This window comes from Sphingobium algorifonticola (assembly GCF_004005485.1).
Taxonomy (GTDB): Bacteria; Pseudomonadota; Alphaproteobacteria; order Sphingomonadales; family Sphingomonadaceae; genus Sphingobium; species Sphingobium algorifonticola.
Window position 1 is genome coordinate 222,551 of record NZ_RZUL01000002.1, and the last position, 23,186, is coordinate 245,736.

General features: G+C 62.9%; 23 protein-coding genes. 17 read left to right on the plus strand and 6 right to left on the minus strand.

All coding sequences use genetic code 11. From position 1 onward, the window contains the following. Nucleotides 1–4: 4 nt before the first annotated feature. A complete protein-coding gene (locus ENE74_RS06145) occupies nucleotides 5–1,063 on the minus strand; it encodes a YeiH family protein (RefSeq protein ID WP_241241856.1) in 1,059 nt (352 codons plus the stop codon). A gap of 145 nt (nucleotides 1,064–1,208) precedes the next feature. Here ENE74_RS06145 and ENE74_RS06150 point away from each other — a divergent pair, with 145 nt between their 5' ends. Both ENE74_RS06150 and ENE74_RS06155 read left to right on the plus strand, forming a co-directional pair. Next, nucleotides 1,209–2,435, plus strand: a complete 1,227-nt coding sequence (locus ENE74_RS06150) for an MFS transporter (RefSeq protein ID WP_241241915.1) — start codon at nucleotides 1,209–1,211, stop codon at nucleotides 2,433–2,435. Between the two features lie 87 nt (nucleotides 2,436–2,522). Continuing rightward, nucleotides 2,523–2,792 (plus strand): GlsB/YeaQ/YmgE family stress response membrane protein, encoded by a 270-nt coding sequence (locus ENE74_RS06155; RefSeq protein ID WP_127689913.1) that lies wholly within the window; start codon nucleotides 2,523–2,525, stop codon nucleotides 2,790–2,792. 50 nt (nucleotides 2,793–2,842) lie between these two features. Here the strand turns inward: ENE74_RS06155 and ENE74_RS06160 are convergent, their stop codons facing one another. Together ENE74_RS06160 and ENE74_RS06165 are read right to left on the minus strand one after the other, a co-directional pair. Beyond that, entirely contained in the window at nucleotides 2,843–3,031 is a 189-nt protein-coding gene (locus ENE74_RS06160; protein WP_127689915.1) for a hypothetical protein, read from the minus strand. Between the two features lie 223 nt (nucleotides 3,032–3,254). Beyond that, nucleotides 3,255–5,636: a TonB-dependent receptor gene (locus ENE74_RS06165; protein ID WP_127689917.1), complete on the minus strand. Its 2,382-nt coding sequence runs from the start codon at nucleotides 5,634–5,636 to the stop codon at nucleotides 3,255–3,257. 202 nt (nucleotides 5,637–5,838) lie between these two features. On the opposite strand from ENE74_RS06165, the gene ENE74_RS06170 reads away from it, so the two are divergent. The 12 genes from ENE74_RS06170 (at nucleotide 5,839) to ENE74_RS06225 (ending at nucleotide 18,682) form a co-directional block, all read left to right on the plus strand. Beyond that, complete coding sequence (locus ENE74_RS06170; protein ID WP_127689919.1) at nucleotides 5,839–7,896, plus strand: alpha-glucosidase; 2,058 nt, start codon at nucleotides 5,839–5,841, stop codon at nucleotides 7,894–7,896. Nucleotides 7,897–7,907: 11 nt separating this feature from the next. Further along, nucleotides 7,908–8,924, plus strand: a complete 1,017-nt coding sequence (locus tag ENE74_RS06175) for a LacI family DNA-binding transcriptional regulator (protein ID WP_127690564.1) — start codon at nucleotides 7,908–7,910, stop codon at nucleotides 8,922–8,924. 17 nt (nucleotides 8,925–8,941) lie between these two features. Then, the gene (locus tag ENE74_RS06180; RefSeq protein WP_241241857.1) at nucleotides 8,942–9,859 is read left to right on the plus strand and encodes an aldo/keto reductase; all 918 of its coding nucleotides are present in this window, start codon (nucleotides 8,942–8,944) and stop codon (nucleotides 9,857–9,859) included. Further along, a complete protein-coding gene (locus ENE74_RS06185) occupies nucleotides 9,856–10,935 on the plus strand; it encodes an LLM class flavin-dependent oxidoreductase (RefSeq protein WP_127689921.1) in 1,080 nt (359 codons plus the stop codon). The genes ENE74_RS06180 and ENE74_RS06185 overlap by 4 nt, the downstream gene beginning before the upstream one ends. Nucleotides 10,936–11,110: 175 nt before the next feature. Then, nucleotides 11,111–12,592, plus strand: coding sequence for a glycerol kinase (locus ENE74_RS06190; RefSeq protein WP_127689923.1), 1,482 nt, complete (start codon nucleotides 11,111–11,113; stop codon nucleotides 12,590–12,592). 667 nt (nucleotides 12,593–13,259) lie between these two features. After that, nucleotides 13,260–15,116 (plus strand): ribonucleoside-diphosphate reductase subunit alpha, encoded by a 1,857-nt coding sequence (locus ENE74_RS06195; RefSeq protein ID WP_420902575.1) that lies wholly within the window; start codon nucleotides 13,260–13,262, stop codon nucleotides 15,114–15,116. A 40-nt stretch (nucleotides 15,117–15,156) separates the two neighbouring features. Continuing rightward, nucleotides 15,157–15,585 (plus strand): plasmid mobilization protein, encoded by a 429-nt coding sequence (locus ENE74_RS06200; protein ID WP_164847386.1) that lies wholly within the window; start codon nucleotides 15,157–15,159, stop codon nucleotides 15,583–15,585. Then, nucleotides 15,582–15,773, plus strand: coding sequence for a hypothetical protein (locus ENE74_RS06205; protein WP_127689929.1), 192 nt, complete (start codon nucleotides 15,582–15,584; stop codon nucleotides 15,771–15,773). Before ENE74_RS06200 ends, ENE74_RS06205 begins: the two co-directional genes overlap by 4 nt. Before the next feature lie 47 nt (nucleotides 15,774–15,820). Further along, on the plus strand, nucleotides 15,821–16,873 hold the full coding sequence (locus ENE74_RS06210; RefSeq protein ID WP_127689931.1) for a ribonucleotide-diphosphate reductase subunit beta: 1,053 nt from the start codon (nucleotides 15,821–15,823) through the stop codon (nucleotides 16,871–16,873). Beyond that, nucleotides 16,874–17,257 carry a GrlR family regulatory protein gene (locus tag ENE74_RS06215; RefSeq protein ID WP_127689933.1) on the plus strand — a complete coding sequence of 128 codons (384 nt, stop codon included), beginning with the start codon at nucleotides 16,874–16,876 and terminating at the stop codon, nucleotides 17,255–17,257. 40 nt (nucleotides 17,258–17,297) lie between these two features. Continuing rightward, a complete protein-coding gene (locus ENE74_RS06220; protein ID WP_127689935.1) occupies nucleotides 17,298–17,945 on the plus strand; it encodes an MT-A70 family methyltransferase in 648 nt (215 codons plus the stop codon). Continuing rightward, nucleotides 17,942–18,682, plus strand: coding sequence for a BglII/BstYI family type II restriction endonuclease (locus ENE74_RS06225; protein WP_241241858.1), 741 nt, complete (start codon nucleotides 17,942–17,944; stop codon nucleotides 18,680–18,682). The genes ENE74_RS06220 and ENE74_RS06225 overlap by 4 nt, the downstream gene beginning before the upstream one ends. 165 nt (nucleotides 18,683–18,847) lie before the next feature. Here ENE74_RS06225 and ENE74_RS06230 read toward each other — a convergent pair whose 3' ends face one another. Beyond that, nucleotides 18,848–19,162, minus strand: coding sequence for a hypothetical protein (locus ENE74_RS06230; protein ID WP_241241859.1), 315 nt, complete (start codon nucleotides 19,160–19,162; stop codon nucleotides 18,848–18,850). A 195-nt stretch (nucleotides 19,163–19,357) separates the two neighbouring features. Here ENE74_RS06230 and ENE74_RS06235 point away from each other — a divergent pair, with 195 nt between their 5' ends. Both ENE74_RS06235 and ENE74_RS06240 read left to right on the plus strand, forming a co-directional pair. Then, nucleotides 19,358–19,657, plus strand: coding sequence for a glycine zipper 2TM domain-containing protein (locus tag ENE74_RS06235; RefSeq protein ID WP_127689937.1), 300 nt, complete (start codon nucleotides 19,358–19,360; stop codon nucleotides 19,655–19,657). Nucleotides 19,658–19,789: 132 nt separating this feature from the next. Beyond that, a complete protein-coding gene (locus ENE74_RS06240) occupies nucleotides 19,790–20,170 on the plus strand; it encodes a PH domain-containing protein (RefSeq protein ID WP_206517657.1) in 381 nt (126 codons plus the stop codon). Nucleotides 20,171–20,183: 13 nt separating this feature from the next. On the opposite strand, the gene ENE74_RS06245 is transcribed toward ENE74_RS06240, so the two are convergent. After that, nucleotides 20,184–20,519, minus strand: coding sequence for a DMT family protein (locus ENE74_RS06245; RefSeq protein WP_127689939.1), 336 nt, complete (start codon nucleotides 20,517–20,519; stop codon nucleotides 20,184–20,186). Between the two features lie 178 nt (nucleotides 20,520–20,697). Here ENE74_RS06245 and ENE74_RS06250 point away from each other — a divergent pair, with 178 nt between their 5' ends. Then, nucleotides 20,698–21,987: an adenylosuccinate synthase gene (locus ENE74_RS06250; protein ID WP_127689941.1), complete on the plus strand. Its 1,290-nt coding sequence runs from the start codon at nucleotides 20,698–20,700 to the stop codon at nucleotides 21,985–21,987. Here the strand turns inward: ENE74_RS06250 and ENE74_RS06255 are convergent. Next, entirely contained in the window at nucleotides 21,965–23,161 is a 1,197-nt protein-coding gene (locus ENE74_RS06255) for an FAD-dependent oxidoreductase (RefSeq protein WP_127689943.1), read from the minus strand. The two genes, ENE74_RS06250 and ENE74_RS06255, sit on opposite strands and share 23 nt — an antisense overlap. Nucleotides 23,162–23,186 lie beyond the last annotated feature (25 nt).

Genomic DNA, 23,186 nt, shown 5'->3' on the forward strand with positions numbered 1-23,186 from the left:
ATCCTCACAGGATCAGCGCCGCGCCGAGCGACAGCGCGAAAGCCATCAGCGTCGCCGCGATCACGGGGGCAAAGCTGCGCCAGCCCTGCGTCAGCAGCATCGCCATTTGCGATTTCATCGCCGTCGCCGTCACCGATACCAGCAACAGCGCCTTCGAAAGCGTATGCGACGCGTCGATGATCGGCGCGGGCAGGGGCAGGGCGGTGTTGATCCCCACCAAAGCCAGAAAGCCAAGCACGAACCAGGGTATCTGGATGCGGCTTTTCGTGCCTTCCGCAGCGACGCCCCGGCTGCGCAGCACGATCGCCACGATCGCCAGCACGGGCGCGAGCAGCGTCACGCGCGTCAGCTTCACGATCGTCGCGACTTCGCCAGCGGGGCGGGAGAAGGAAAAGCCGCCGCCGATCGCCTGCGCGACATCGTGGATCGATGCCCCGATCAGAAAACCGGCCTGCCGGTCGTTCAGGCCCAGAAACTCCGCGATCGGGGGATAGAAGGACATGGCGAGCGCGCTCGCCACCGATATGCCGACGAGCACGATGGTGAACCGCGCCTGGTCTATCCGCTTTTCACCGATCAGGCTCCACAGCGCCAGCGCCGCCGATGCGCCGCAGATGGCGGTTGCGCCGCCCGCCAGCAGGCCGAACAGGACATCCTGTTTGAACAGGCGTGCTACCAGCACACCGGTCAGCATCACGATCGCCATGATGCCGACCAGCGCGACAAAGGCGGCCAGCCCGAGCGATCCGATCTGCGCGAAGGTGATTTGCGCACCCACCAGCACGATGCCGATGCGCAGCAAGGTGTGCGAGGCGAAGGTAAGGCCGGGGGCGAGCTTCGGCTCGGCACTGACGAAACTCAAAGACAGGCCAATCAGCAGCCCCATCAGAATGATCGGCGCGCCATAATGATCGCTGAGCCAGGCGGCGGCGAGCGAGGCGACAACCGCCATCGCCATGCCCGGCACGCGTTCCTGCCAGCGGCGCTTTGGCTGGGGCGTTTCGACCAGCAGATCGCAGTAGAGATCGGCGGCCATGACACGGTTTCTGTCTTGCGTTGTCATATCGCCTGTGCCTATATCGCTTTATCGCCGCCCGCAACTTAAAACAGAGGCGGACAGAGCCGGATGCAGGAGAGCCGATGTGACCCAGTTGCCCCTTTCGGCGCAAGAAAAGACGGATCTTTCGGCGCAGGGTGCGGCGGGGGAATTGCCACCGGAAACGGGCAAATCGCTGCGCTACGGTCTTATCGCGCTGATCTTCTTCGCCACCGCGCTCAATTATGTCGACCGGCAGGTGCTGGCGCTGCTCAAGCCCATGCTGGAGGCACAGTTCGGCTGGTCCGACCAGGATTTCGCGCATCTGGGTTCCTCCTTCCAGATTTCGGCGGCACTCGCGCTGCTCGGTGTCGGCTGGTTCGTCGATCGTTTCGGGGTGCGCTTTGCCTATGGTGCCGCCGTCGCCATATGGAGCCTGGCGGGCATGGGCCATGCGATTGCGATGACGGTGCAGCAGTTCGTGGCGGCCCGGGTCACTTTGGCTGTTGCGGAGTCGGTGAACACGCCCGCCGCGATCAAGGCCGCCGCCACCTATCTCCCCCTGCGCGAACGCTCGCTGGGCATCGGTCTCATCAACACCGCGCCCAATATCGGGGCGATCGCGACGCCCTTGCTCATCCCGCCCTTCGCGCTTGCGTTCGGCTGGCAGGCGGCTTTTCTCGTCACCGGCGGCCTGGGCTTCCTGTGGCTGATCTTCTGGATCGTCGGCACGCGCAATCTCGATCCCGTCAATGCCGTCACCAAAAGCGCCAGCCCGATCAAGGGTGTCCGCTGGGGCGCATTGCTGTCGGACCGGCGCAGCTGGGCCGTCATCGGTGCCAAGGCGTTCACCGACCTCGTCTGGTGGTTCATGCTGTTCTGGATGCCCGATTTCTTCGCGCGGCAATTCGGCATGACGCAGGGGAACCTGGGTTATCCGATCGCGCTCATCTATGTTCTGGCGGCCATCGGCGCGGTCAGCAGCGGGGCGTTGTTCCCCATCCTCCTCTCGCGCGGCTTCACCATCAATCGGGCGCGCAAGCTTTCGATGTTCCTCTTCGCGCTGATGATCCTGCCTGCGCCGCTTGCCATGTATGCCGGCAATCCGTGGACCGCCGCGCTGCTGATCGGCATGGCGCTGTTCGCGCATCAGGGCTTTTCAACGAACATTTTCGGCATGACGGCGGATATCGTGCCGACGGCGCGGGTGGCCAGCGTGATTGCCATGGGCGCGATCGCGGGCAATTTGTCCGGCACGGCGATGATCGAGTTCGCAGGCTGGTCGTTGACTTCGGGCACGGGATATTGGCCGATGTTCGCGATCTGCGCCGTGGCCTATCTGGTGGCGCTGGCGTGGATTCATCTGATGGTGCCGCGGCTGGAGCCAGTGACCGCCTGACCAGCCCCTGCGGAACTTTTCCGCCCCGCCATGCGTCCAGTCTGGCAGCAGCCACACTTGGCCGTCTTTGTTCACGGGAGGAATATCATGGGCATCATCATTCTTATCATCGTCGGTGGCATATTGGGCTGGCTGGCCAGCATGGTCATGCGGACCGACGGGCAGCAGGGCATCTTCCTGAACGTCGTCGTCGGGATCGTCGGCGCCGTCATCGCGGGCTTCGTCGTATCGCCGCTGCTGGGTGTCGCGCCGATCACCAGTGGCAGCTACGACATTGCATCGCTGCTGGTTTCTTTTGCCGGTGCGGTGATCCTGCTCGCGATCGTCAATCTGGTGCGTCGCGGCTCGGTGCGGTAATTCGCCGCCACGTCTCTACGGAACGGAAAGGGCGGCTGCGGCCGCCCTTTTCATGTCAGCAATGCGGATAATGCCGTGCCCGTCAAAATGGCGCAGGCGCCGGCCGACATGCCGCAGAGCATATAACCGACATGGCGGAGCATCGGCGGATGGGGCCTGCGCGCGGCCTGATTGCGGCGCAGCGATGAGAGGACGAAGCTGGTCAGCATACCATAAGTCAGTGCGGCAAACTCGATCACAGGCGGCTCCGAAAGGTGACGTTTCTTCTTCTCTATACGAAGATGGTTAACGACGGCTCACCCTGACATCGGCGGATACGGCAAAACGCGCCGAAACTCCGTTGAGGCGCGGAACTTTTCGCGATTCCATGAAAAAAGGGCTGGCGGCCCGTGCAGAGGCCGCCAGCCCGGCATTGCCGGAAGCGCGTGATAGCGTCGCGCCTCCGGCAATTGCGTCCTTGTATCAGCGTTCGCTGCCGAAATTGACCTTGGCGGTCACCCCGAAATAGCGATCCGCTTCACGCGGAATGATGTAACGATAGGAACCGCCAGGGCCGCCCGAGACGATCGACGAGGCGAAGCTCTGGTCGAACAGATTCTTCACCTGCGCGCGAACGCTCCACCCGTTATCGGCATCGACCAGACCGGCGCTGACATCGACGATGCCATAGCCCTTCACCGTGGTAGCCGCGCGCACCGCGGCATTTGGGCTGAGCTCATAGAGCTGGCTGGACTGATAGCTGCCCTGCGCGCCCAATTCGACATTGGCAAAGCCGCCCGTCTCGATCGTGTAGGTTGCGCCCAGCGAGCCTTTCCACTTCGGCGCATTGGCCAGCCGCGTGCCGTTGGGCACCCGCTGCGCTTCGGTCGCGCCGGGGGGCAGGCGGAACTGGTCAACCTTCGCGTCAGTATAGGCGAGGCCGCCGCTGATGTTGAAGGCGCGGCTTGGCTGCCACAATATGTCCGCTTCCACGCCGCGCGTCGATACGCTGCCCGCGTTGGTCAGCCGCGTAACCACCACGCCCGCCACCAGATCGGGGTTGTTCGCCTGGTAATTCTTGTACTTGGCGTAGAAACCGGTGAGGTTGAGGATCAGCGTGTTGTCGAGGAAGCGGTTCTTCAGGCCGACTTCATAGGCATCGACGGTTTCCGGCTCGATCACCCCTGCGCCATTGGTGTTCAGGTTGAAGAACAGATTATAGGCCGGGCCCTTGTACCCGCGCGTGTAGCTGGCATAGCCCATGGTGCCGTCGCTGATGTCATATTGCAGCGCCGCCTTGCCCGACCAGTTGTCGTTCACCTTCTTCAGCTTCACGGGCTGGCCGTTCGACACGCCTGCGACCGGGCTGCCGTTGTTGTAGATGCCTGCGTCGAAATTGCCGTTCACGCCCGGTCCCGCAAGCCGCGTCGTGCGCAGGATGTTGCCGTCAAGCTGATCCGCCGTGTAGCGCAGGCCGCCAATGGCACGGAACCGGTCCGACACGTTGAACGTCAGCTGGCCGAATGCCGCCATGTTGGTGAACACCGATCCGTAATCGGTCGATCCGAAGGGGTTGGTGAAGGTGGAAACGCCCCCTGTGGTCGCGCAGGGCACGAGGCCCGGGGCGACCGCAGGCAAGGTGGAGGCAGTGCAGACGATGACGTCGCGGCTGAAAACCCGCTGCGATTCGGCGCGCGAGTAATAGAGGCCCGCGACATATTCCAGCACGCCGCCGGCCGGAGACGCGAGGCGCAATTCCTGGCTGAACGTCTTGGACGTCTGCGGGCCGACATCGTGCAACTGGTTGAGGCCGACATAAGGCCGGTCGAGCCAGTCGCCGTCGCGGATTTCGGTATTGTCCCAGTTGCGATAGGCGGTGATCGAGGTGATGATCTGGTTCCCCAGTTCCGCGTCGATCTGCATCGACACGCCCCAGCTTTCTTCCTTCGTCTGGGTCAGCAGATTCTGGTTGATCCGGCGCGTCTCGTCGCCTGAAATGTTGGTGCCCGACAGTGCCGTCGCGGCGGCATTGCTTGGCGTGGTGCCGATGATTTCGGCGCAGCAATCGTCGTTCGCCTTGCGCCAGTCGCCGCGCAGAATGACGGTTACGGCATCGGACAGATCGGCTTCGATAACACCGCGCACGCCATAATGCTTGTATCCGTTCACCGTGCGGTTGAGCGCGATGTTGCGGATATTGCCGTCATATTCGCTGTAAAAGCCGGTGAAGCGCGAGCGAACGTCCTGGCCCAGCGGAATGTTGATCGTGGCGCGGGCGCGATATTCGTCGGCATCGAAATAGCTGGCTTCGATGGTGCCGCCGAATGTGTCCTGCGGGGCCTTGGAGACCATGCTGACGACCCCGGCCGACGCGTTCTTGCCAAACAATGTGCCCTGCGGACCGCGCAGCACTTCGATGCGTTCGATATCGACCAGATCGCCGAAGCCTTCGCCCGCGCGGCTCAGCACCACGCCGTCGATGACCGCCGCGACCGAAGGCTCCGCCGCGATCGAAAAGTTGATGGTGCCCACGCCGCGCAGGAACAGGGCCTGGTTGAGGCTGGTGCCCGATTTGCGGAAGTTCAGCGAAGGGACCAGATATTGCGCGTTTTCAAGATTGACGCCGCCCTGTGCGGCAATCGCGTCGCCGCTCACCACCGAAACCGACAGCGGCACGTTCTGAAGATTTTCCTCGCGCTTCTGGGCGGTTACCACGATGTCGATGCCGGTCGATTCCTCTGCGGCACCGGCGGGGGTTGCGGGGTCCTGCGCCAGCGCGGGCTGCGCCAGAGCGGTCAGGCTGACGCCTGCCATCGTTGTCAGAAAAATGGAACGGATATGCGGGGCACAGGTGCGGCTAATCATGGGATCCTCCCGTTTTGCGTAGATTATGCTCTTTATCCGGCATTCTCATGCCGGTTTGGAGCAGTAATAAGAGTGTCGCGGCGCCATTGTCAATCTTGAACAGGGGGAAGGACTGTGGCATTGTCCATCGCTGTCATAAATATGTGACACCCGGCAGGGGCGGCCGCGCTGCCTGATCGGGCTGTCGATCGAGAGAGGTTCCATGGCGACTATCGCGCCGATCGTCCGCATTACCGATGATGGCTTCGCGCTTTGGCAGGGCGACCGTCTGGTGGCTGCGCACAGCGCCGACATGCCGATGGTGACGGTCGGCCGCGGCACGGCGGATATCGAGATGTTTCGCGGCAATTTCCGTCTCTCCGATCATGTGGAAACCCGCACCCCGCTCGCCCATGCGCGCGTCATCGAGGCGCAAGGGGACGATGCCCCGGTGCGGATCGATCTTGCCGAGAGAGAAGGAGCACCGGTGGCGCTGTCGCTGGTCGTCCAGTCCGACGCTCTCCTGCTAGAATCGCATGACAGCGCCGTCAATCGCTGCTGGCTAAGATTTTCTACTGATGGAGTAGAGAAAATCTTCGGGCTGGGCGAGCAGATGTCCTATCTCGATCTGCGCGGGCGCGTGTTTCCGGTCTGGACGTCCGAGCCGGGAGTCGGGCGGGACAAGACGAGCGCCTTCACGCAGGCGATGGACGCAGCGGGCAATGCCGGGGGCGATTACTGGACCACCAATTATCCGCAGCCCACGATCCTGTTTGAGCGGGGCACCGCCCTGCATGTCGACACCCATGCCTATTGCGCGTTCGATTTCATGGCAGCGGATCATTTCATCATCGAATGCTGGGACATTCCGGCAAAGATCGAACTGTTCGCCGCACCGACGATGGCCGATCTGGTGTCCGCGCTTTCCACGCGGTTCGGGCGCCAGCCGCTGCTGCCCGAATGGGCTAACGGCGGCACGATCGTCGGCCTGAAGCAGGGGGAGGCGAGTTTCGCGCGGCTGGAGCGGATGATCGACGCGGGCGTGCCCGTCACCGGACTGTGGTGCGAGGACTGGGTGGGGCTGCGCATCACCAGCTTCGGCAAGCGATTGTTCTGGGACTGGCGGTGGAACCGCGACCGTTATCCCCATCTCGACCGGCGCATCGCGGCGCTGGCGGCAAAGGGGGTGCGGTTCCTCGCCTATGTGAACCCCTATCTGGCGATCGACGGCGCGCTCTATCAGGAGGCCCTCGCCGCAGGCTATCTCGCGCTGCGCCAGGATGCCGACATGCCCTATCATGTCGATTTCGGCGAGTTCGACGCGGCCATCGTGGACTTCACCAATCCCGATGCGGCCGAATGGTTCGCGGACCGGGTGATCGGGCGGGAAATGCTCGATCTTGGTATCATGGGCTGGATGGCCGATTTCGGGGAATATCTGCCCACCGATGTGCGCCTGTTCGACGGGATGGACCCGATGCTGGCGCATAATGCCTGGCCGACTTTGTGGGCCAAGGTGAATGCCCGCGCGCTGGAATTGCGCGGCAAGACGGGCGAGGCGGTTTTCTTCATGCGCGCGGGCGGTACCGACGTCGGGCATTATTGTCCGCTGCTCTGGGCGGGAGACCAGTCCGTCGATTTTTCCCGGCACGACGGTATCGGCACGGTCATCACCGCCGCGCTGTCGGCGGGTCTCGTCGGCAATGCCTACAGCCACAGCGACATCGGCGGTTACACCAGCCTGATGGGGAATGTCCGCACCGCCGAGCTGCTGATGCGGTGGAGCGACTTGGCCGCGTTCACCCCGGTCATGCGCACGCACGAAGGCAATCGCCCGGACGAGAACCTGCAAGTCGATTCGACGCCCGAACTGCTCGACCATTTTGCCGCGATGAGCCAGCTGCATGCGGACCTTGCGCCTTACACCCGCCTGCTATGCGAAGCGGCGCGGACAACCGGACTGCCCTTGCAACGCGCGCTGTTCCTGCATCATGAAGAGGCGATGGACAGCGACACCCTGCAAACCCACTATCTCTATGGCCGCGACCTGCTGGTCGCACCTGTCATAGAAGCCGACGCCACCCGATGGACCTGCCATCTGCCGCAGGGGACGGACTGGGTGCATCTGTGGACAGGCGCGCATCATGCGCCCGGCAGCGTCACGGTGGACGCGCCGATCGGCCGCACCCCCGCCTTCTATCGCGCCGACAGCTCCCATGCCCCTTTCTTCGCGGATATTGCCACGCGCCATGTCGCCCGGCTGGAAGCGATCGGCCTATGAACGAACGGCCCATGAACGAGCGCGCCACCATCCGCGACGTCGCCGAAGCCGCCGGCGTGTCGGTCAAGACCGTTTCGCGCGTTCTCAACAAGGAACGCTATGTGCGGGAGGATACGCGGGTGAAGGTGGAGGAGGCGGTGCGCAGCCTGCGCTTCAGCCCCAGCATCGCCGCGCGTGCGCTGGCGGGGCGCAAGTCCGGGCAGATCGCGCTGCTCTACGACAATCATTCGCCCTATTATATCCACCAGATCCAGGAAGGCGTGTGGGAAGCCTGTCGTGAGGAAGGTGTGCGCCTGCTCGCCCAGCCGGTCGATGTCGCCTCGCCCGATGTTGCGCGCGAAGTCGGCGGGCTGATCGACGAGACGCATGTCGATGGGATCATCCTGTCCTCCCCCGTCACCGATTGCGCGGCGGTGCTGGCGGAGCTGGAGCGGCGCGCGATCCCGTTCGTCCGCATATCGCCGGGCACCAACCATGCGATCACCTCGTCGGTGTTCATCGACGATGTGCAGGCGGCGGACGACATGACGTCCTATCTCATCAACAACGGCCATCGCCGCATCGGCTTCATCATCGGCCATCCCAACCATATGGCCAGCAACGAGCGGCTGTTCGGTTATCGCCGCGCGCTCGACCGGGCGGGGATCGACTATGAACCCGGCATCGTCTTTCCCGGAGAGTTTGATTTCGCCAGCGGCGTCAAGGCGGCCGAGGCCCTGCTGGCCATGGCCGATCCGCCTAGCGCGATTTTCGCCAGCAATGACGACATGGCCGCCGGGGTGCTGGCCGTCGCGCACAAGAGCGGGATCATCGTGCCGGACCAGCTTTCGGTCGCGGGCTTTGATGATACCGTGCTTGCGCAGGTCGTCTATCCGCCGCTTACCACCATTCGCCAGCCGACGCGCACGCTGGGCCAGACCGGCACGCGCCTGCTGTTCAGCATGGGGCCGGGGGCGGAGCATCGCCGCCTGCCACACGCGCTGATCGAGCGACAATCCACCCGCGCCATTCCCTTTCCCCGACCCTGAAGGATCGACATCACCCCATGACCAGTTCCGCTTTTCTCCCAGCCCCCCTCAGCCAGCGTCCGCTTGGCCAGTCCGGCCTGACCGTCAGCGGGCTGTCCTGGGGCATGTGGCGTTTCAAGGGCGATGACCTTGCCGCCGCCCGCGCGCTTGTCGATGCCGCCCTCGAATCGGGTATCACTTTGTTCGATACGGCGGATATCTACGGGCCGGACAATGGCGAAGGCTTCGGCGCGTCGGAGCGGCTGCTCGGCCGGGTCTTTGCGGCGGACAGGGGCCTGCGCGACCGCATGGTGCTGGCGACCAAGGGCGGTATCGTCATCGGCACACCCTATGACAGCAGCGCCGATTATCTTCAGTTCGCGATCGACGCCTCGCTCTCCCGCCTGGGTGTCGATCATGTCGACCTGTGGCAGATTCACCGCCCCGACATCCTGACGCACCCGCAGGAAATCGCGCGCACGCTGGAGGATGCGCACAAGGCCGGAAAGATCGGCGCAGTCGGCGTATCCAATTTCACGGTCGCACAGATCGAGGCGCTGACCCATTTCCTCCCCATGCCGCTTGCCACCACCCAGCCGGAGTTTTCCGCGCTCACGCTCGCACCGATCGTGTCGGGCGAGCTGGATGTGGCGATGCGGATGGACATGGCGGTGATGGCCTGGTCGCCGCTGGGCGGCGGGCGCATCGCTGATCCGCACAGCGAGCGCGAACGTGCGGTCGTTGCCGCCCTGCGCCGGGTGGCCGAGCGTTACGGCGTTTCCGTCACCGCTGCGGCCCTCAGCTGGATCATGGCGCATCCCGCGCGCCCCATACCGATCGTCGGATCGCAGACGCCCGCGCGCATTCGCGAATCCGCCGACGCCTACAAGGTCCGCTGGACCCGTGCCGAATGGTACGCCGTCCTGACCGCATCGAGAGAGGAACCGTTGCCATGAATGATGCCGCCACCAAATCCTGCGAAGTAAGCTGGTTTTCGGCGCTGTGCGACGACGACTATGAATTTCTGGGGCAGCCCGACCCGAAGCTGGCATCAAGCTGGGAGCATTGCCGCGATATCGTGATGCAGGCCGACAGCGGGGGCTTCGACAATATCCTGCTGCCCTCCGGCTATCAGCTGGGCATCGACACCACCATCTTCGCAGGTGCGATCGCGCCGCTGGTGAAGCAGATCCGTCTGCTGATGGCGGTGCGTATCGGCGAGGACTGGCCGCCGCAGCTGGCCCGCCGCATCGCCACGCTCGACCGCATCCTGGGCGGACGGCTGACCGTCAATATCATCTCGTCCGATCTGCCGGGCGACACGCTCGAAAGCAATCCGCGCTACGCGCGCACGCTCGAAGTGATGCAGATCCTGAAGACGATGCTGAACGGCGAGCATCTCAATCATCAGGGGGAGTTCTACACACTCGATCTCGATCCACCCAAGATCACGACGGTTTCCGGCAAATGCCCGCCGCTCTATTTTGGTGGCCTCAGCCCCGCCGCACGCGATGCCGCTGCCCAGGGCTGCGACGTGTACCTGATGTGGCCCGATACGATGGACAAGGTGCGGGACATCATCGCCGACATGACCGCGCGCGCCGCCAGTTACGGGCGCACGCTCAAGTTCGGCTATCGCGCGCATGTGATCGTTCGGGAAACCGAGGCGGAGGCGCGCACCGCAGCGACTCGCCTGCTCTCCAAGCTGGACGACGATGCCGGTGCCGCGATCCGTGCCAAGTCACTCGACAGCCAGTCGGTCGGCGTGACGCGGCAGGCGGAACTGCGCGCGGCGGCGGGCGAAGAAGGCTATGTCGAGGATAATCTGTGGACCGGGGTTGGCCGGGCACGGTCGGGCTGCGGCGCGGCGATCGTCGGCGATCCCGATCAGGTGCTGGCCAAGCTGCGCGCCTATCAGGACGAAGGGATCGAAGCCTTCATCCTCTCCGGCTACCCCCACGCCGCCGAATGCGACCTCTTCGCGCGGCACGTCTTGCCGAAGCTGGAGCATGGACCGCTGGTTCTGGGGTAACCGACAGACCTGCCCTTTTCACACCGTTCCTCCCCAACACCGTTCGGTTCGAGCTTGTCGAGAACTGTTCTCGATACGCCGTCGCGACAAGCTCGACAGCTACTCGAACCGAACGGGGAATGGGGCGGGAGAGTGGGAAAAGGGAATATCGACCGACGACGAGAGGATAACCAAAATGACCCAATCCATCCTCGTCATCGACGAAGGCACCACCTCCACCCGCGCGATGCTGTTCGCGCCGGATGGCGCGTGCCTCGGCACCGCGCAACGCCCCCTGACGCAGCATTATCCCGCGCCGGGCCGCGTCGAACATGACGCCAACGAAATCTGGGCGCTCACGCTGGAATGCGCGCAGGAGATGGTGACGAAAGCAGGCGGCCCGGACCGCATCGCCTGCATCGGCATCACCAATCAACGTGAGACGGTCGTTTTCTGGGACCGCCGCACCGGGCAAGCCGTCGCGCCTGCCATCGTCTGGCAGGACCGCCGGACCGCGGAAACCTGCCATGACCTCATCGTCGCGGGCCACGAACCGATGGTGCAGGACCGCACCGGCTTGCTTCTCGACCCCTATTTCTCCGGCAGCAAGATGGGCTGGGCGCTCGCCAACTGGCCACAGCTTAACGAACTGGGCGATAATCTCGCGGTCGGCACCGTCGAAAGCTATCTCGTCTATCGCCTCACAGGCGGTGTCCACATCACCGACGCCACCAACGCCTCACGCACCGCGCTGATGGCGATAGAGCAGGGCGGCTGGGACAGCGCATTGCTCGACCTGTTCGGCGTGCCTGCCGCCTTGCTCCCCGAAATCGTCGATTGCGCCGGTGCGTTCGGCACCACCCAACCTGATCTCTTCGGCGCACCCATCCCGATCACCGGCCTCGCGGGCGATCAGCAGGCGGCCTCCATCGGGCAGGCGTGCCTTGCCCCCGGCCAGACCAAGGCGACTTACGGCACCGGCGCGTTCATCCTCACCAACACCGGCGCGCAGATGCCGCGTTCCAAAAATCGCTTGCTCGGCACCATCGCCTCGCAAATCGGCGGAGAACGCTGCTTTGCCCTCGAAGGATCGGTGTTCGTCGCGGGCAGCGTCGTTAAATGGCTGCGCGACGAAGTGGGCCTGATCGACAGCGCGGAGGAAACTGCCGCGCTTGCCGCCTCCGTCCCCGACAATGGCGGGGTCAGCTTCGTGCCTGCGCTCTCCGGCCTCGGCGCGCCCTATTGGCGGCCCGATGCGCGCGGGGCGATCACCGGCCTCAGCTTCTCGACAGGTCGCGCGCATATCGTCCGCGCCGCGCTGGAGGCGGTGACGCACCAGTCGCTTGACCTCAAGGCGACCTTTGCCGCCGACGGCGCGGTCTGGGCGGACCTCAGGATCGACGGCGGTATGGTCAGCAACGACTGGCTGGCGCAGGACCTCGCCGACATGCTGGAGCTGACGGTGGAGCGGCCGCACTTCATCGAGACCACGGCGCTCGGCGCGGCGATGCTGGCAGGCGTCGGCGCGGGACTGTTCGCGGACCTCGAATCGGCCTGCGCGATGCGCGGGCCGACCCATGGCTTCACGCCGGTGGCCAACCCCGCTGCGGCCTCCCGAGTCCGCGCCTGGGAAGTCGCCGTCGCCGCCGTGCTGGAGGCGGCAGGGGGGCGGGAATAAATCATTCTAAGCCCCTCCCCTTCAGGGGAGGGGTTGGGGTGGGGGCTGTCCGTTACCGCTTACGCTGTTGGCGATCGCTTCCATCCCCCACCCCCGGCCCCTCCCCTGAAGGGGAGGGGAGACCACAACCTCTGCCGCCCCAATTCCGCGTCAACCGCTATTTATTTTCTTTTCGCGCAGTCGCTCTTGCCTTTTGCGGAGGCGAGGAAAGTCCGCGCGTCGCGCCGATAAAGCGAGAGATTCCAGCGACGAAACGAATCAGCGGCGCGACGAACCGAGTCCCTAAAATGTCATTTACCCTCTTGCGGTCCGGCGCGGCTGTGGCACTATCCCTTGTATCAGGGACGACGGGGGTCACCCTATAGATAGTGTTTGGTCGCGCCGGGGCGATTCGGCGGATAGAGCGGTTTTCGCTTTTTCCGGTGGCGTCTGGCGGGTCTTCCCCGTCCCTGTTCGAGATGGATCATGCTATGATGGGCGCTTGGCCCGTCGCTCTTGACCGAATCGAACGGAACGTGAACATTGAGAGGCAAGGCGGGCGATGGATTTTCGGGACAGTCAGGATACAGGTGCAGGCGACGTGGCAACAATAATGGAAGATCTGGTACAGGCCGCTGCGGCAAGCGCCGCCGTGGCCGCGCCCAAGGCTGACCGGCCGCAGGGCGACATGCCCAAGTCGGAGGCGCCTGCGTCGTCGCCGCTGTCCTCCCATGCCATTCAGGCGCGACGCTTCCCGGTCACGACCGACGCGTCGCGCGATGCGCTCCTGACCGAGTTCGGCAAGGAAACCCTGCGCGACCGCTATCTGTTGCCCGGCGAAAGCTATCAGGATCTGTTCGCGCGCGTCGCAGCCGCCTATGCGGACGATGCCGATCATGCGCAGCGCGTCTACGACTATGTCTCGCGCCTGTGGTTCATGCCCGCGACGCCCGTTCTGTCGAACGGCGGCACGGGCCGCGGCCTGCCCATCTCCTGCTATCTCAACAGCGTGGACGACAGCCTGGAAGGCATCGTCAACACCTGGAACGAGAATGTCTGGCTCGCCTCGCGCGGCGGCGGCATCGGCACCTATTGGGGCAATGTGCGCGGCATCGGGGAGCCGGTCGGCCTCAACGGCAAGACCAGCGGCATCATTCCCTTCGTCCGCGTGATGGATTCGCTCACCCTCGCCATTTCGCAAGGGTCTCTGCGGCGCGGGTCCGCCGCCTGTTATCTCGACATCAGCCATCCGGAAATCGAGGAGTTCCTCGAAATCCGCAAGGCGAGCGGAGACTTCAACCGCAAGGCGCTGAACCTGCATCACGGCGTCCTCCTGACCGACGCCTTCATGGAGGCAGTGCGCGACGGGGCGGAGTTTCCGCTGCGCAGCCCGAAGGATCAGTCGATCCGCGCCACCGTGGACGCGCGCGCGCTGTTCCAGAAACTCGTCGAGACGCGCCTTGCCACCGGTGAGCCGTACATCATCTTCGCCGATCAGGTGAACCGCTCGATGCCCAAGCATCACCGCGATCTGGGCCTCAAGGTCTCGACATCGAACCTCTGTTCGGAAATCACGCTGCCCACCGGGCGCGACCATCTGGGCAATGATCGCACGGCGGTCTGCTGCCTCTCTTCGCTCAACCTGGAAACCTGGGACGAATGGAACGGCGACAAGCAGTTCGTGGAAGATGTGATGCGCTTCCTCGACAATGTGCTGCAGGATTATATCGATCGCGCCCCGCCCGAAATGGCGCGCGCCAAATACAGCGCCAGCCGCGAACGCTCGGTCGGCCTGGGCGTCATGGGCTATCACAGCTTCCTTCAGGCGCGGATGATTCCGTTCGAAAGCGCGATGGCGAAAAGCTGGAACCTCAAGATCTTCAAGCACATCAACGCGCAGGTCAATGAAGCCTCGATGATGCTGGCGCAGGAGCGCGGGCCGTGCCCGGACGCCGCCGACATGGGTGTGATGGAGCGGTTCAGTTGCAAGATGGCGATCGCGCCCACCGCATCGATCAGCATCATCTGCGGCGGCACCTCGGCCTGTATCGAGCCGATCCCGGCCAATATCTACACGCACAAGACGCTGTCGGGCAGCTTCTCGATCAAGAATCCCTATCTGGAAAAGCTGCTGCGCGACAAGAGCAAGGACTCGACCAACGTCTGGAACACGATCCTGGAAAATGGCGGATCGATCCAGCATCTCGACTTCCTGAGCCAGGACGAGAAGGACGTGTTCAAGACCAGTTTCGAGATTGATCAGCGGTGGCTGCTCGAACTGGCGGCCGACCGGACGCCCTATATCGATCAGGCGCAGTCGCTCAATCTGTTCATCCCCGCGGACGTCGAGAAATGGGACTTGCTGATGCTCCATTTCCGCGCATGGGAACTGGGCATCAAGTCGCTCTATTATCTCCGCTCCAAATCGGTGCAGCGTGCGGGCTTTGCGGGCGGCGTGGAAGCGGACAATACGCCCGACCTCAAGAAGATCGAGCTGAACGCCGGGGAAACCACGGATTACGACGAATGTCTGGCTTGCCAGTAAACATTAGCATGCTTATGTTAATGTTCATATGGAGGCCCGTATGAAAACCGACCGTCTCACCTTGCTTATCAGCCCGTCGGACAAGGCGGCGATCAACGCGCGCGCCGATGTGCTGGGCATATCGGTCAGCGAACTGGTCCGTCGGGCGGCGCTGGATTATGACCCGGACGAGGCGGCGGCGCGCGCCGAGCTGGATGTGCTGTTGCCGCAGGTGACGGCGGCAGTGGCGCGCATGCATGCGACATTCGACCGTATCGAAGTCAACAGCGCGCGGCACCGGGAAGAGATGGCCTATCTCCGTTCGGACGAATATCGCGAAAAGCTGCAAAAGGACGTTTGGGCCGATCCGCGCATCGACTGGGACTGGATTGACGCGCTGCGCGCCGGTGCCCTGCATGCGAAGCCGCAACCGGCGTATGGAAAAGCGGATGCCAGGAAAACTGATGCCAGACAGGCGGATCTGGCATGAGCTGGCTCAATGATACGCTGTCCGCGCTCCGCCAGGTCGTCCTGCTCGAACATCGCGTATCCGATCTGGAACGCGACATGCGCGAGGCGCAGCAGGATATCGCCGGGCACGACCGGCGCGTCCAGCAACTCGAAACGGTGATTTTCGGCCCGGTGCCGCCCGACCGGCTGCGGCTGCGCGGGCAATGAGCGGCGCGACGGCTGTTTTCAATAATTTCTGCATTACGGAGTAACCCATGTCCCTTCTTCAAGCCTCCAAGCAGTACAAGCCCTTCGAATATCCCTGGGCGTTCGAGTTCTGGAAGCGGCAGCAGCAGATCCACTGGATGCCCGAGGAAGTGCCGCTGGGCGAGGATTGTCGCGACTGGGCGCAGAAGCTGTCCGATCATGAGCGCAACCTGCTCACGCAGATTTTCCGCTTCTTCACCCAGGCCGATGTCGAGGTGCAGGATTGCTATCACGACAAATATGGCCGCGTGTTCAAGCCGACCGAAGTCAAGATGATGCTGACCGCGTTCAGCAATATGGAAACGATCCATATCGCCGCCTACAGCCATCTGCTCGACACCATCGGCATGCCCGAAAGCGAATATGGCGCGTTCCTCGAATATCAGGAAATGCGCGACAAGCATGATTATATGCAGCAATTCGGTGTCGACAGCGACGAGGATATTGCCCGCACGCTCGCCATGTTCGGCGGCTTCACCGAAGGGTTGCAGCTGTTCGCCAGCTTCGCGATGCTGATGAACTTCCCCCGCTTCAACAAGATGAAGGGCATGGGGCAGATCGTCACCTGGTCGATCCGCGACGAGACGCTGCATTGCGAAGGTATCGTCAAGATGTTCCACACCTTCGTGCGGGAACGCGACTGCCTGACGCGGGCCGTGCGGGAGGACATCATCGACTGCTGCCAGAAGACCGTGCGACTGGAGGATGCCTTCATCGATCTCGCCTTCGAAATGGGGCCGGTGCCCGGCATGACCGCCAAGGAAATCAAGCGGTACATCCGCTTCATCGCCGACTGGCGGCTGGGGCAACTGGGCTTCCAGCCGATCTACATGATCGAGGATCACCCGCTCCCCTGGCTCGCCCCGCTGCTGAACGGCGTGGAGCACGCCAATTTCTTCGAAACCCGTGCGACGGAATATTCGAAGGGTGCGACTCGCGGCAACTGGAACGAAGTGTGGAACAGCTTCGACCGCCGCATGAAAATCAGGGCAATCGACACCGTGGAAGCCAACGACCAGGGCGACGACATGTTCAAGGCAGCAGGGATCGCGGCGGAGTGAGTGAGCGACTCGGGAGAAACAGAAGTGCTTGAGGGCCTTTGGATTGTCCGCTTTCTCGAACCAAATGACCCCACGGCTGATCTGAACGGTGGTGTAGCTGTCATCGAAAGCGGTAAGATTTTTGGCGGAGACAGCGGCTATTTTTACGTTGGAGAAATTGAACCTACCTCCAACGCAGTATGGCAAATGAAGCTGCAAATCACGAGACATGATCAAAACATTGAGAGTGTTTTTGGAGACGTAGATCAATTTTCGTTGATAGGTAGCTCGAAACAGATTGCGGACGATGACCAAGGCCGTCGCCGATTGCGTGTCGAACTATTTCTGCTGAACGGTGAGCAGGGTTTGGTAGCCGAGCTTAAGAAGGTAGCAGAGTTACCTTAATTATCTTGACTGTAGATCGAGACGTGTTCAAGATCCCTATATGTTCTCATCACCTGATCCTCTGGACGCTCATATAGATTTGCTTTCTACAGCGCGGGGACAGCGTTTCGGCACCATTCTCGCCGATCCTCCGTGGCAGTTCCAGAATCGCACCGGGAAGGTCGCGCCAGAGCACAAGCGCCTCAATCGCTATGGCACCATGACGCTGGATGACATCTGCGCGCTTCCTGTGGGAGACATCGCGGCTGATCCTTCGCATCTATATCTTTGGGTACCTAACGCACTTCTGCCCGAGGGGCTGAAAGTAATGGACGCCTGGGGCTATCGCTACATATCCAATATCGTCTGGCACAAGGTCCGAAAGGATGGGGGCTCGGATGGTCGTGGCGTCGGTTTCTATTTCCGTAATGTTACGGAGTTGCTGCTGTTCGGCGTTCGGGGGAAAAACGCCCGCACGCTCGATCCGGGTCGTAGTCAGGTCAACATGATGCAAACTCGAAAGCGTGAGCACAGTCGCAAACCTGACGAGCAATATGACATCATCGAAGCCTGTTCCTGGGGGCCACGCCTCGAAATGTTCAGTCGCGGCGCGCGCAAGGGCTGGACAGTGTGGGGCAATCAGGCTGACGATGATTACAAACCCACATGGGACACGTACAGCTACAACAGTGCTATCGCCGCTGAATGATGTTTGAGCGTCTTGTCGATAACGGCTTTGAAGTACTGTGCACCAATCATGCCGAAGCGATAGTTCTGCATGATTTTCCGGATCTGGTCGGGGAACTTGAAAATGCGCTTCTGGGTATTTCCCTGCCGATGACGGAAATAATCGGTGGGGGCGGTGGCGAGGCAAAAATGACGCAACGTTTGCGTCGAGGTCTCGCAGATTTGCATTGGAGAAAGCACAAGTTTGAGTTGACCAAGACAGTCGACGGCGTGGCGAAGGAATCTATAAGCCATGAGATCGATCACGTTCGCCGTGCGGATAACGGCACCTTCGCTCTGGAAATCGAATGGAACAACAAGGATCCCTTCTTTGATCGGGACCTCGAAAACTTCAAACGGCTCCACGCCGAAGGTGCAATCAGTGTAGGCGCGATCATTACGCGCGGGTCTGAAATGCAGGCGACGATGCGCGAAAAGGTTGAAAGATTTGCTGTCAACCGCGCGATTCAAGATTTCACGGCTTTGATGGATTTCGGAGCCGGATCACCGACTGTGCCGCAGAGGCGACAGATTGAGAGCGACATGGCACGCGGCATCTCCTTCGCAAAGGCCTGGTCGAAAAAGTTCACTTCTGACAAGTTCGGTCAGGCAACAACGCATTGGTTGAAATTGCAGGATCGCGTCGCACGCGGTGTAGGTAACCCATGCCCTCTCATTCTGATCGGCCTACCTTCGTCAATCATCGATATGACTGCATAGATATCTTCTTGAACTTGCCTCAACGCTAACTCAGAAAATAGAAAAGCCCCGATTTCTCCGGTTTACAACGCCGCAACTTCCGCAACTTCATGATCGTCCGCACCGCGCCCTTCGGGGCAAAGGAGCGGTGCGGCAGCGGCATCGCCTAAGGGTAATGTGGGCCCCTCAATCATCCTCATCATCGTCCGTGTCGCCCAATATGTCTTCCTCGTCGTCCATCATCGGCTCGCCGGCAAAGGCGCCGTTGTCGATACGGCCGCTGCGGACCATCGCGTTCATGGTGTCGACCAGGTCGGGCGTGTCGTCGGGCATTACTGCGCCGCGGTCATCGCCGCCGCCGCGCTCGGTCTCGCCACCCGGCTCGGTGCCGCGATGCAGCGCGTCGGCGGCGACATCCTGCGCCTGTCCGTCGTCGCGCTGCTCGCTGTTGTCGGGGTCGGATATGTCGGTGGGGGGAGGCATATCGCGCGGCGCGGTCATCGGACGGTCCTTTCAGCGGGGATCATGGCGGAGAAACGCCCCGCCGCCCCGGCCTGTTCCACGCTCTTGTGTCCGCCTCACAGGCCTCCAGCGGCAAGATGAACGCCGCCCGTCCGCCCGGTTATGTTGCGTTCATGCAACCACTGGTCGCACCGCCCGTTTGGCATCCATCGAGGATCAATGAGGAGACACATCATGAAAAGATTTCTGCTGGCCATCACAATGGCCGCCACCAGCCTGACCGCCGTTCCCGCCATGGCGCAGGGACAGGGCTGGCAGAACCGCAACGCCCGCATCTATCGCGGCGGCGACGGTCGCTATTATTGCCGCCGCCAGGATGGCACCACTGGCCTCATCATCGGCGCGGCGGTCGGCGGTCTGCTCGGCAATCGGATCGACAACGGCAATTCCAGCCTGCTGGGCACCTTGCTCGGCGCAGGCGGTGGCGCGTTGCTGGGTCGGGAAATCGATCGCGGTAATGTCCGCTGCCGCTGAGTTTGCGGTCTACCGGGCGGGCGGGCAGGGGATGTCCGCCCGCCGCACTTTAGACGTCTCTTGCGCCCGGCCCAATGGTTGCGGCACAAGGCGCAAGATGGCTAGCTGCAACGACATCGCCGGGGGGAATGCATGACGGCAACGGAAAACTGGCTCTATGATCGGCATCCGGCGATGTTTCGCAGCAATCCGTTGCTGTTCATCCTGCTGCTGGTGTCCGTCATCGGCATCCCCGGCCTTGTCATCTGGTGGCTGAAAAGCATCAGCGAGCGGTTGGCCGTCAGCGACAGCGAAATATTGCTGGAACGCGGCCTGCTTTCCAAACAGCGTACGCAGCTTTCGCTCGCTTCCGTTCGCACCGTGCGCGTGACGCAAAGCGTGTTCCAGCGGATGTTCGGCATCGGCAATGTCGAGATTTTCAGCGCGGGCGATTATGCCGAAATCGCGATAAAGGGCATGCCCGATCCCAATCGCGTACGGGATCTGGCGGCGCGGCGAGAGGGGAAGCCCTGACCGGAATAGTGATTCACTTCCCGACGAACAAAAACGCCACCGCCGCCATGATGCACGCGAAGGCGGCGCAGTGCCGCCATCCCAGCGGCTCGCCCAGCACCGCGACCATGAACCCGGCAAACACGATCAGCGTGATCGCCTCCTGCGTGATCTTGAGCTGTGCGCCGCTCCATCCCTGCGCATAGCCGATGCGGTTGGCGGGCACCGCCAGACAATATTCGAACAGGGCGATCCCCCAGCTTATCAGGATAACGGCGATCAGCGGTTTTCCCGCGCCGCCTTTCAGATGCCAGTACCAGGCAATCGTCATCATGATGTTCGATCCGATCAGCAGGGCAACGGGCAGCATGCGGTGATCCTTTGTGTCTGGCATCTGGGTCGGGCTTGCCGATATTCCAGCTTCGTCGCCCGGATGCAAAGCCGGCAATGGGGCAGCGTTGCGCAGAGCATTGCGATGTCGGCTTTTGAACCCTAGAGGGGCCGGGTCTTTTCCTGCCCTGGCAGGATTCCACCTTAAGGAACTGCAAGTGGCCAATGTGACCGTGATCGGTGCCCAATGGGGCGATGAGGGCAAGGGCAAGATCGTCGACTGGCTGGCCGAGCGCGCCGATGTCGTCGTGCGCTTTCAGGGCGGCCATAATGCCGGACATACGCTGGTAGTGGGCGAGAATGTGTACAAGCTCTCGCTGCTCCCTTCGGGCATCGTGCGCGGTACGCTGTCGGTCATCGGCAACGGTGTGGTGCTCGATCCGTGGCATTTCCGGGATGAAGTGGCGAAACTGGCCGGACAGGGCGTCGTCATCACGCCGGACAATCTCCAGATCGCCGAAACCTGCCCGCTCATCCTGCCCCTGCATCGCGATCTCGACGGGCTGCGCGAGGATGCGAGCGGCGCGGGTAAGATCGGCACGACCCGGCGCGGCATCGGCCCCGCCTATGAGGACAAGGTGGGCCGTCGCGCGATCCGCGTGTGCGACTTGGCGCATCTGGACGATCTTGGCCCGCAGATCGATCGGCTGACGGCGCATCACGATGCGTTGCGCGCGGGCTTTGGCGAAGCGCCGATCGATCGCGACGCACTGATGGCGCAGCTGCGCGAAGTGGCCGATTTCATTCTTCCTTATGCCCGGCCGGTCTGGCTGACGCTCAACACTGCGAAGGCACAGGGCAAGCGCATATTGTTCGAAGGGGCGCAGGGGGTGCTGCTCGATGTCGATCACGGCACCTATCCCTTCGTCACTTCGTCGAACACGATCGCCGGAACCGCGGCGGGCGGATCGGGCCTCGGCCCGTCGGCGGCGGGCTTCGTGCTGGGCATCGTGAAGGCCTATACCACGCGTGTCGGCTCAGGCCCGTTTCCGACCGAGCTGGAGGACGAGACCGGCCAGCGGCTGGGCGAGCGCGGGCATGAGTTTGGAACCGTGACGGGCCGCAAGCGTCGCTGCGGCTGGTTCGATGCCGTGCTGGTGCGACAGTCGGTCGCCGTGTCCGGCATCACCGGCATCGCGCTGACGAAGCTCGACGTGCTCGACGGATTCGATACGCTCAACATCTGCACCGGCTATCGCATCGGCGACACGCATTATGACTATCTGCCCGCACACAGCCAGGATCAGGCGCGCGCCGTCCCGGTCTACGAAAGCATCGAGGGCTGGCACGACACCACGGCGGGCGCACGAAGCTGGGCCGAGCTTCCGGCCCAGGCGATCAAATATATCCGCCGGATAGAAGAGCTGATAGGCTGCCCCGTAACCTTGGTGTCGACGTCGCCGCAGCGGGACGACACGATATTGGTCAGGGATCCGTTCGCGGACTGACGGCAGGCACCGGCCGTTCGTAGAGTTCTGCGAGCAACGCCACCGACGCGAACGCCGCGCCGATGTCCACCGTCTCGTTCGTGTCGTTGAAGCCGAAGCCGTCGTTCGGCCCCATGTCCTGCACGACGATGCCGTCGCGGCGCGCGAGCACGCTCACGCTCTTGTAGTTGAGGCCATAAGTGACGCCAGCCTGCGGGATCAGCCAGGCGATCTGGCCGCGCACCGGCACGATGCTCTCGTCCGCCCACAAGGCGCGTGCGCCATAGCCGGTGCAGTTGATGATCGTCTTCTGCTTCAGGCGCGTCAATTCGGTCGGGCTGAAAAAAGTCACCGGCTCGATCCGCCCGCCCGCCATCAGAAAATCTGCGGTCAACTGACGGGCGAGCATGGCGATGTTGAAGCTCATGCCGCTGTTGCGCATGACCGTTGGCGTGGGGAAAGGGTGGCTGCCGGGCGGCAGGAGCTGGCTGCGCGGGCTGATGTCCGCGATCCGATCGCCCATGTGCAGAAAGCCGGTGACTTCCTGCGCGCGATAGAAGCCGCGCGCCTGTTCGGGCGGCAGGTCCGACACGGTGTAGCGGTCGGTCCATTCGACCGGATCGCCGGGCGCGCCCAGATAGCTCTGGAACGTCGCGAAGGACCGCCGCGTCATCGCCTCCCACCGGTCCGCAAAACCGGCATCAACGGCATTGGCCATGGCGACGCGCGAATCGGGCGACCATGTGCCCGTTGCCCAGGCGGAGCGGACATTGGGGAACTGATCCTTCGTATAGATGGTGACACGCGCGCCTGCGCGCTGCGCCGTTAGCGCCGCGGTCAGGCCCAATGCGCCCGCGCCGATCACCGCAATGTCCCTGTCGCCTGCCTGCATCGCCAGGCGCACGGCGACTTCGGCCGAACCCCAGGACAGCGACCAGCCGCTGCCGCCATGGCCATAGTTATGGACGACCAGCTTGCGGCCCACCCGCTCGCTTTCGATGCGTGGTCCCGCCGCGCGGAAGGGGCGCAGGCAGACGGTGGTGCGAAATATCCGGTCGGGCAGCGCGCGGATGGGGATGAGGGGCGGTACGGGATCGAACAGCGTCGATGCCCGGCCGACGCCGCCAAAGGGCAGGCCCGCCAGAGTGGCAAGGCCGCCGGTCAGCAAGCGGCGGCGACTGGTCTCATGCAGCATGGACACTCCTTCACGCTCCCCATGA

What these genes read in the sequence shown, in the direction of transcription:
- ENE74_RS06175 (WP_127690564.1), top strand. Translation starts at nt 7,908, where the DNA reads ATGAACGAGCGCGCCACCATCCGCGACGTCGCCGAAGCCGCCGGCGTG.
- ENE74_RS06210 (WP_127689931.1), top strand. Translation starts at nt 15,821, where the DNA reads ATGTCCCTTCTTCAAGCCTCCAAGCAGTACAAGCCCTTCGAATATCCC.
- ENE74_RS06255 (WP_127689943.1), bottom strand. Translation starts at nt 23,161, where the DNA reads ATGCTGCATGAGACCAGTCGCCGCCGCTTGCTGACCGGCGGCCTTGCC.
- ENE74_RS06245 (WP_127689939.1), bottom strand. Translation starts at nt 20,519, where the DNA reads ATGCTGCCCGTTGCCCTGCTGATCGGATCGAACATCATGATGACGATT.
- ENE74_RS06200 (WP_164847386.1), top strand. Translation starts at nt 15,157, where the DNA reads ATGAAAACCGACCGTCTCACCTTGCTTATCAGCCCGTCGGACAAGGCG.
- ENE74_RS06195 (WP_420902575.1), top strand. Translation starts at nt 13,260, where the DNA reads ATGCCCAAGTCGGAGGCGCCTGCGTCGTCGCCGCTGTCCTCCCATGCC.
- ENE74_RS06240 (WP_206517657.1), top strand. Translation starts at nt 19,790, where the DNA reads ATGACGGCAACGGAAAACTGGCTCTATGATCGGCATCCGGCGATGTTT.
- ENE74_RS06220 (WP_127689935.1), top strand. Translation starts at nt 17,298, where the DNA reads ATGTTCTCATCACCTGATCCTCTGGACGCTCATATAGATTTGCTTTCT.
- ENE74_RS06205 (WP_127689929.1), top strand. Translation starts at nt 15,582, where the DNA reads ATGAGCTGGCTCAATGATACGCTGTCCGCGCTCCGCCAGGTCGTCCTG.
- ENE74_RS06145 (WP_241241856.1), bottom strand. Translation starts at nt 1,063, where the DNA reads ATGACAACGCAAGACAGAAACCGTGTCATGGCCGCCGATCTCTACTGC.
- ENE74_RS06165 (WP_127689917.1), bottom strand. Translation starts at nt 5,636, where the DNA reads ATGATTAGCCGCACCTGTGCCCCGCATATCCGTTCCATTTTTCTGACA.
- ENE74_RS06225 (WP_241241858.1), top strand. Translation starts at nt 17,942, where the DNA reads ATGATGTTTGAGCGTCTTGTCGATAACGGCTTTGAAGTACTGTGCACC.
- ENE74_RS06155 (WP_127689913.1), top strand. Translation starts at nt 2,523, where the DNA reads ATGGGCATCATCATTCTTATCATCGTCGGTGGCATATTGGGCTGGCTG.
- ENE74_RS06190 (WP_127689923.1), top strand. Translation starts at nt 11,111, where the DNA reads ATGACCCAATCCATCCTCGTCATCGACGAAGGCACCACCTCCACCCGC.
- ENE74_RS06235 (WP_127689937.1), top strand. Translation starts at nt 19,358, where the DNA reads ATGAAAAGATTTCTGCTGGCCATCACAATGGCCGCCACCAGCCTGACC.
- ENE74_RS06170 (WP_127689919.1), top strand. Translation starts at nt 5,839, where the DNA reads ATGGCGACTATCGCGCCGATCGTCCGCATTACCGATGATGGCTTCGCG.
- ENE74_RS06230 (WP_241241859.1), bottom strand. Translation starts at nt 19,162, where the DNA reads ATGACCGCGCCGCGCGATATGCCTCCCCCCACCGACATATCCGACCCC.
- ENE74_RS06185 (WP_127689921.1), top strand. Translation starts at nt 9,856, where the DNA reads ATGAATGATGCCGCCACCAAATCCTGCGAAGTAAGCTGGTTTTCGGCG.
- ENE74_RS06180 (WP_241241857.1), top strand. Translation starts at nt 8,942, where the DNA reads ATGACCAGTTCCGCTTTTCTCCCAGCCCCCCTCAGCCAGCGTCCGCTT.